Origin of the sequence: Actinoplanes sp. NPDC048791 (assembly GCF_040650095.1) — a bacterium.
GTDB lineage: Bacteria > Actinomycetota > Actinomycetes > Mycobacteriales > Micromonosporaceae > Actinoplanes.
In genome coordinates this window covers 1-7,889 of sequence record NZ_JBEZGQ010000334.1, presented here as the reverse complement: position 1 = coordinate 7,889, position 7,889 = coordinate 1, and the positions used below count along the sequence as shown (strand labels likewise).

At 69.9% G+C, this 7,889-nt stretch carries 5 protein-coding genes; 4 read left to right on the top strand and 1 reads right to left on the bottom strand.

The window, feature by feature from the left end; translation table 11 throughout:
* The 4 genes from AB0C29_RS23265 to AB0C29_RS23250 form a co-directional block, all read left to right on the top strand.
* On the top strand, positions 1-803 hold an 803-nt coding region (locus AB0C29_RS23265), incomplete at its 5' end, for an ABC transporter substrate-binding protein (RefSeq protein WP_360823584.1).
* 14 nt (positions 804-817) lie between these two features.
* On the top strand, positions 818-1,606 hold the full coding sequence (locus AB0C29_RS23260) for an amino acid ABC transporter permease (protein WP_360823581.1): 789 nt from the start codon (positions 818-820) through the stop codon (positions 1,604-1,606).
* A gap of 5 nt (positions 1,607-1,611) precedes the next feature.
* Entirely contained in the window at positions 1,612-2,388 is a 777-nt protein-coding gene (locus tag AB0C29_RS23255; protein WP_360823578.1) for an amino acid ABC transporter ATP-binding protein, read from the top strand.
* Between the two features lie 169 nt (positions 2,389-2,557).
* Complete coding sequence (locus AB0C29_RS23250) at positions 2,558-5,905, top strand: family 16 glycoside hydrolase (protein WP_360823575.1); 3,348 nt, start codon at positions 2,558-2,560, stop codon at positions 5,903-5,905.
* A gap of 65 nt (positions 5,906-5,970) precedes the next feature.
* On the opposite strand, the gene AB0C29_RS23245 is transcribed toward AB0C29_RS23250, so the two are convergent.
* The coding region (locus AB0C29_RS23245) for a TIM-barrel domain-containing protein (RefSeq protein ID WP_360823572.1) at positions 5,971-7,889 on the bottom strand (1,919 nt) is incomplete at its 5' end.

The following is a 7,889-nucleotide window of genomic DNA, read 5'->3' as shown; positions in this document are numbered from 1 at the left end:
GCGCGGCGGCCCTCGCGGCCGCCGCGGTGCTGGCGATCAGCGGCGTTGCCGGCTGCGCCAAAGAGGACACCGGGGGCACCACCGACACCGGTGTGGCGCTGGTGAAGTCCGGGGTGCTCACCACGTGCACCCACCTGCCGTACGCGCCGTTCCAGTCCAAGGACGCGGCCGGCAAGGTCGTCGGCTTCGACGTCGCGCTCGTCGATCTGGTCGCCGCCAAGCTCAAGGTGACCCAGGAGATCGTGGACACGCCGTTCGAGGGCATCAAGTCCGGCTCCGACCTCAACGCCGGCAAGTGCGACCTCGCCGCGGCCGGCATGACCATCACCGAGGAACGCAAGAAGGTGCTCGACTTCTCCGAGCCGTACTTCGACGCCACCCAGGCGCTCGCCGTGCTCACCGGCAAGGAGGTCAAGACGCTGGAGGAGCTGGCCGGCAAGCGGCTCGGCGTGCAGGGCGGGACCACCGGCGAGGAGTACATCAACGCCCAGGTCAAGGAGAAGAAGCTGGACATCGAGGTGGTGTCCTACCGCGACCTCGCCGCGCTCCAGCAGGCGCTGGCCACCAACCAGATCGTCGCGGCCGTCAACGACCTGCCGGTGTGGAACGAGTACATCAAGGCCAACCCGGGCAAGGTCGTCGTCGCCACCGGGTTCGACACCGGCGAGCAGTACGGCTTCGCCGTCAAGAAGGGCAACGCGGCGCTGCTCAAGGTCGTCAACGAGGCCCTCACGGCGGCGCGGTCCGACGGCACGTACGACAAGATCTACAAGAGCTGGATCGGCGAGAAGCCGGTCAGTTGATCCACGCCATGGTCATGAGCCGTCGCCGGCGGCAGCGGATCGCCCGCGTCGCCGGCTATGTCGTCTTCGCGCTGGTGATCGTGGCCGCGGTGAGCGCCGCGGACTGGGGCCGGCTGTCCGACGCGTTCTTCCGGCTCGACGTCGCCGGGAGCATGTTCCCCCAGGCGATCACCGTCGCGCTGCGCAACACCATCGCGTACACGTTGCTGGCGTTCGTCTTCGGTCTCACGGTCGGGCTGGTCCTGGCCCTGATGCGGCTGTCGTCGATCCTGCCGTACCGGTGGCTCGCCACCGCCTACATCGAGCTGTTCCGCGGCCTGCCCGCGCTGCTGGTGCTGTTCATGGTCGGCTACGGCGTGCCGCTGGCCTTTCCGGACCGGGAGATCCCCGGTGGGGTCTACGGCTCGGTGACCGTCGGTCTCGGCCTGACGGCCGCCGCCTACATGGCGGAGACCATCCGGGCCGGCATCCAGGCGGTGCCCAAGGGGCAGCTCGAGGCCGCCCGTACGCTCGGCATGTCGCACACCCGCGCGATGATCTCCATCGTGCTGCCGCAGGCGTTCCGGATCGTCATCCCGCCGCTGACCAACGAGATCATCCTGCTGACCAAGGACACCTCGCTGGTCTACGTCCTCGGCGTGACCTCGACGACGATCGAGCTGACCAAGTTCGCCGGCGACGCGCTCAACACGCGGGTCAACCCGACCCCGCTGGTGGTGGCCGGTCTGCTCTATCTCGTGATCACCCTGCCGCTGTCCCAGCTGGTCCGCGGGCTGGAGCGCCGGGCCCGGAGAGAGAGGTGAGCACGATGTCCACCATCGAGATCGCCGGCCTGCACAAGTCCTTCGGCAAGCTGGAGGTGCTGCGCGGCATCGACCTCTCGGTCGATCCGGGCGAGGTCGTCTGCGTCATCGGCCCGTCCGGCTCCGGCAAGTCCACGTTGCTGCGCTGTGTGAATCTGCTGGAGGAGCCCAGCGCCGGCACGATCCGGGTGGCCGGTGTCGAGGTCACCGACCCGGACTGCGACATCGACGCCGTCCGCCGCGGCATCGGCATGGTCTTCCAGCAGTTCAACCTGTTCGGTCACCTGACCGTCCGGGAGAACGTCACCATCGCGCAGCGCCGGGTCCTCAAGCGCAGCCGGGCCGAGGCGGGCCGGATCGCCTCGGTGAACCTGGACCGGGTCGGTCTCGCCGACAAGGCCGATGCTTATCCCGCCCAGCTGTCCGGCGGCCAGCAGCAGCGGGTCGCCATCGCCCGGGCCCTGGCGATGGACCCGCAGCTGATGCTCTTCGACGAGCCGACCAGCGCCCTCGACCCCGAGCTGGTCGGCGAGGTGCTCGCGGTCATGCGCGGCCTGGCTGCCGAGGGCATGACCATGCTCGTGGTCACCCATGAGATGGCGTTCGCCCGGGAGGTCGCCGCGCGCGTCGTCTTCATGGACGACGGGGTGATCGTCGAACAGGGCCCGCCCGCCACGGTGTTCGGCAGCCCGCGGGAGGAGCGCACCCGCGAGTTCCTGCACCGGGTGCTGGAGCCCACCCGGGTCAGCGAGACGGAGATCGGCGCCCACCTGGCTGACTGACTTCTGAAGAAAAATGCAAAAGTTCATAGCCCGGTAACCAAAGTTGTGGACTTTGGTGCAGAAGGAGCCTAGCGTTCCCAGACATCGATGGTCGTCGACCCTCGATCCCGACCGTCCCGGTGTCTGGGGAGAGCGCTCTATGAGAATGTCGATGTTCACCCGTCCCCGTATGTCTCTGCTGGTCGGCGCCGCTTTGCTGGCCAGCCTGCTGCAAGCGGTCCCCGCCGCCGCGGCAGTCCCGCCGCAGCAGCCCGGCGTCACGCTGCGCACCTTCGACCTGCAGACCGCGCGCGACCGGATCTGCACCCTCAAGTCCGGCCAGACCCCGAACGTCGACAAGCTCCTGCCGACGGTCAACTGGAGCACCGCCGCGGACTTCGGCGTCGAGGACAACTTCCAGGCCGAGGTGATCGGCAACGTCACCATCCCCGCGGCCGGCCTGTACACGTTCCGGCTCACCAGCGACGACGGCTCGCGGCTGCTGATCGACGGCGCGACCGTCATCAACCACGACGGGCTGCACGGCGTGACCTCGATGGAGGGCGGCATCACCCTCACGACCGGGTACCACAGCCTGCACATCGACTACTTCGAGGCCACCGGCGGCCAGCAGCTCACCCTGGAATGGCGGCAGCCCGGCGCCACCGCGTTCACCGTCGTGCCGAACTCGGCGCTGAGCACCGACGCCGGCGTGGTCCGGGTGACCGCGCCCGGGCGCAAGGAGTGCGAGGCGGCGGGGGACAGCCCCGGCGACGGCCTGCCGCTCAACGCCGTGCACCCCGGCTACACGCTCACCAACCTGCGCCCGGCCGGCTTCCAGCCGCAGGTGAGCGCGATGGACTGGTTCCCCGACGGGCGCCTGGCCATCGCCACCTGGGGCGGCAGCGAGACCGTGGCCGGTGAGGTGTACGTCCTCAGCGGCGTCACCGGCAGCACGTCGCCGAGCCAGGTCACGTACAAGAAGGTCGCCACCGGGCTGCGCGAGCCGATGGGCCTGAAGATCGTCGACGGCAAGATCTACGTGTCGCAGAAGCACGAGCTCACCGAGCTGAACGACACCAACGGCGACGGCGTCACCGACCAGTACCGCCGGGTCGCCACCTGGCCGTTCGACGGCAACTTCCACGAGTTCGCGTTCGGCCTGCTCTACAAGGACGGCTACTTCTACCTGAATCTGTCCGTCTCCATCGACCTCGGCGGGGCCACCACCCAGCCGCAGGGCTCACCGAACCGCGGCACCAGCCTGAAGATCAACCGCTCGACCGGTGCGGTGGAGTACGTCGCCGGCGGCCTGCGCACCCCCGACGGTCTGGGCTGGGGACCCGAGGGCGACATCTTCGTCCTGGACAACCAGGGCGGCTGGCTGCCCGCCTCGAAACTCGTGCAGATCAAGGCGAACCGTTTCTTCAACCACTACACCAACCCGGACGGCCCGTTCGACAACCAGCCGGTCACCCAGCCGGTGCTGTGGCTGCCGCAGAACGAGATCGCCAACTCGCCGAGCACGCCACTGCTGCTGAACTCGGGACCGTACTCGGGCCAGATGCTCTTCGGCGACGTCACGTACGGCGGCATCCAGCGCGCGTTCCTGGAGAAGATCAACGGCCAGTACCAGGGCGCGGTCTTCCGCCTCACGCAGGGCCTGGAGTCGGGTGTGCTGCGGCTGAGTCAGGGACCCGACGGTGCGCTCTACTACGGTGGGCTCGGCGCCGGCGGCAACTGGGGCCAGGAGGGCAAGCTCACGTACGGGCTGCAGAAGCTGACGCCCAACAGCACCAGCGTCTTCGACATCAAGGCGATGCGGGCGGTCGCGGGCGGCTTCGAGCTGGAGTACACCCAGCCCGTGTCGGAGAGCACCGCCGCCCAGCTCCCCGCGCGCTACCGGGCCGAGCAGTGGCGCTACGTCCCGACCCCGTCCTACGGCGGCCCCAAGGTCGACGAGGAGTCCCTGTCGGTGGCGTCGGCGACCCTCTCGGCGGACCGGCTCAAGGTGACGCTCAAGCTCAACGGGCTCAAGCCGGGCCGGGTCGTGCACGTCCGTTCCCCGCGCCCCTTCACTTCGACGTCCGGCACCTCGCTGTGGAGCACCGAGGCCTGGTACACGCTCAACAGCCTGGCCGACGGCACGACGCTGCGTACCGACCGGGTCGAGGCCGAGAACGCCGGCCTCAGCGGCACCGCGGGCGTGGCCTCCGACCACACCGGTTACACCGGTTCGGGCTTCGTCGCCGGCTACGGCTCGGTCGGCGCGGCGACGACCTTCAGCGTCGACGTGCCGTCGGCCGGGTCGTACCCGGTGGGGCTGCGCTTCAGCAATGGACCGAACCCGTCGGCCGGCGCCAAGACCGTGAGCCTGTACGTCAACGGGAGCAAGGTGCGGCAGGTCAGCCTGGCCGACACCGGGAACTGGGACACCTGGGCGACCAAGACCGACACCGTGACCCTGCGGGCCGGTGGCAACACGGTCGCCTACAAGGTGGACACCGGCGACGTCGGCAACGTCAACCTGGACAGCCTGACCGTCGGTACCGGCAGCGGCAGCACCACGACGGCGCGGACCGGCACCATCACCGGCATCGGTGGCAAGTGCGTCGACGTCGACAACGCCAGTAACGCCGACAAGGCGAAGGTTCAGCTCTACACCTGCAACAACTCCACCGCGCAGAGCTGGACCCGCAACGGGGACACCCTGCGGGCGCTGGGCAAGTGCCTCGACATCGACAACGCCGGCACCGCCGACGGCACCAAGGTGCAGCTCTACACCTGCAACAACAGCACCGCGCAGGTGTGGCAGGCCCAGGCCGACGGGTCACTGCTCAACCCGCAGTCCGGCAAGGTGCTCGACGCCGCGGGCGGCTCGAGCGCGGACGGCACCCAGCTCCAGATCTGGACGCCGGCCAACGTCACCCAGCAGAAGTGGACCCACAACGGCACCAGCCGGGTGACGCTGTTCGACGGCGGCAACCTGCAGGCCTTCCAGAACGCCGACGGCAGCGCGCCGACCTGGCCGATCTCCGGCGGCTCGGCCGAGGTGCTCGGCGGGGACCTGCGCACCAAGCAGACCTTCGGCGATTTCAAGCTGCACGCCGAGTTCTGGCTGCCGAACCTGCCGGCCGACGTGACCGGGCAGGCCCGGGCCAACAGCGGCATCTACCTGCAGGACCGCTACGAGGTCCAGATCCTCGACTCGTACGGCAAAGCGACCCCGGCCGACAACGACAGCGCGGCGATCTACCTGAAACGAGCGCCGTCCGCGAACGCCGGGACGGCCCCGGAGACGTGGCAGACCTACGACATCACGTTCCGGGCCGCCCGCTACAGCGGCACGACGAAGACCGAGGACGCCCGCGTCACCGTGGTCTGGAACGGCACGACGGTGCACAACAACGTCGCGATCGACGGTCCCACCGGCAACGGCGCCGCTGAGGGACCGGACATGCTGCCCATCCGCCTGCAGGACCACGGCGACCCGGGCGCCAACGTCCGCTACCGCAACCTCTGGATCGAGCCCGCGTAGAGGCGAGCGGCGGGTGCCGGGCCTGGAAGCTGCCCGGCACCCGCCGTTTTGCTGCCCTGCCTCAATTACGGCCGGGCCGCTCCGGAACGGACGAAGACCGGCATCGTGTCCAGCGTCGTGGTGACCGCGGCGGTGGTGCCGCCCGCGTACCGCTTGCCGGTGAAGTAGTCCGTCCAGGTGCTTCCGGGCGGGAACCACACCGTCGTGGTGGCGGTCGCCCCCGGCGTGGTCACCGGGGCGACCAGCAGGTCCGGGCCGTACAGGTACTGGCTGCCGGCCGTCGCGTAGGCCTCCTGCTCGCCCGGGTACGCCAGGTACATCGGCCGGACGATGGGAGTGCCGGTGCGGGTGGCCTCGGCCGCTGCCGCGTACGTGTAGGGCTGGATCTTTTTGCGCAGGTTGAGGAACTTCTTGGCCGAGGCGTTCGCGGCCGATCCGTACTGCCAGGGCAGCCGGTCGCTGTGGTTGGAGTGCAGCCGGTCGATCGGCTGGAACGTGCCCAGCTGGACCCACCGGGCGTACAGGTCGTCGGGCAGTTTGGTGCTGCCCGGCTCGCTGCCCGGCTCCTGGAGCCCGCCGGTGTGCCCGCCGATGTCGTGGCTGACCGCGGCCAGCCCGGTGGCCGCAGACTCGCCTGGGGTGTAGCCGACCTCGAACCGCAGGGTCTCCCAGTTCGAGATGGTGTCGCCGGTGAAGTGCAGCGTGGTCCGCTTGTCGGCCCACGGCCCGGTCGGCACGGGACCCGGGTTGCCGTAGCCGCCGGCCTGCAGCGACCCGTACGCCCGGGAGAAGGCGAACCCGGTCTTGTCGGCGTACTGCTGGTTGATCCAGGCGTCCGGGGTGACGCCGGCCAAGGTGGACCGGGAGCTGTCGCAGCACCAGTCCAGCCACCAGAAGTCGACGCCCTTGGCGCCCATCTGGTCGTGCAGCCACAGGTACGCCTTCAGCTGGTCCGGGTCACCGAAGTCGAACACGTAACAGTCGGGACCGCCGTTGCAGCCGACCTTCTGCAGTTTGCCCCGGGCCAGCTGCTGCGCCCGCGGGAACGCCGGGTCGGAGCCGAGGATGCTGGGGTGGATGTTCAGTCCGGTGTGCACGCCCCGGGAGCGCAGCCCGGCGGCGAACGCCTTCCAGTCGGGGAACCGGGTGGCATCGATCGACCAGCCGTTCCACTTGTCCGGCGCCTTGAAGTCGGTGTCCACGACGAGCACGTCCAGCGGCACACCCTCACTGGCGAACCGCGACACCAGGCCCTGGAACTCGGCCGCCGTCCGGTCGTAGTACTCCGAGTACCAGACGCCGTACGCCCAGCGGGGCAGCAGCTTGGTCGGCCCGGTCAGCGTGGACAGCTCGCGCAGCCCGCGGCGGTAGTCCTGGCCGTACGCGAAGACGTACCCGTCCTGCCCGGCCGTCCGGCGCTGCGTGACGGTGCCGGTGGCCGGGCGGTAGAGCGCCGACGCCGAGTCGTCGAGCAGCGACCAGCCGTCCTGGTAGAGCAGCCCGCCGTACGTGCGCGCGCCGCCGTTGACGTTGTCCAGGCCGCGACGGTAGCCGCCGAGCGGCGCGTGCGGGGCGAGCAGCGGTGCGTTCTTCGCGGTGACCGCGACGGTGTCCACGTTGACGTTGCAGCTCTGCTCGGTGGGGCAGCCGAGCGCCACCGTATTCGTGCCGGCCCGCAGCGAGACCAGGACCGACGCGGTACGCCAGTAGTCCCACCCGCTGGTCGGCGGTAGCGTGACCGTGGCCGGCGCGGTGTCATTGGCCGTCACTGCCATCGTCCGCGTCTGCACAGGCTGGCTGCCGGCCTGGCCGTTGGCGTAGCGCACCTGCACCCGGTAGTCACCCGCGGCCGGCACGCCGGTCACGGTGAGGGCGACCCCCGCTCCGGTCCGTTCCAGCCCGGCCACGAAGCCCTCGCCGGAGTAGCCGTTGTGGTCGTCGGCGAGGCGCGCGCCGCCGGTCAGGCCGCCCAGGTCGGCCTCGC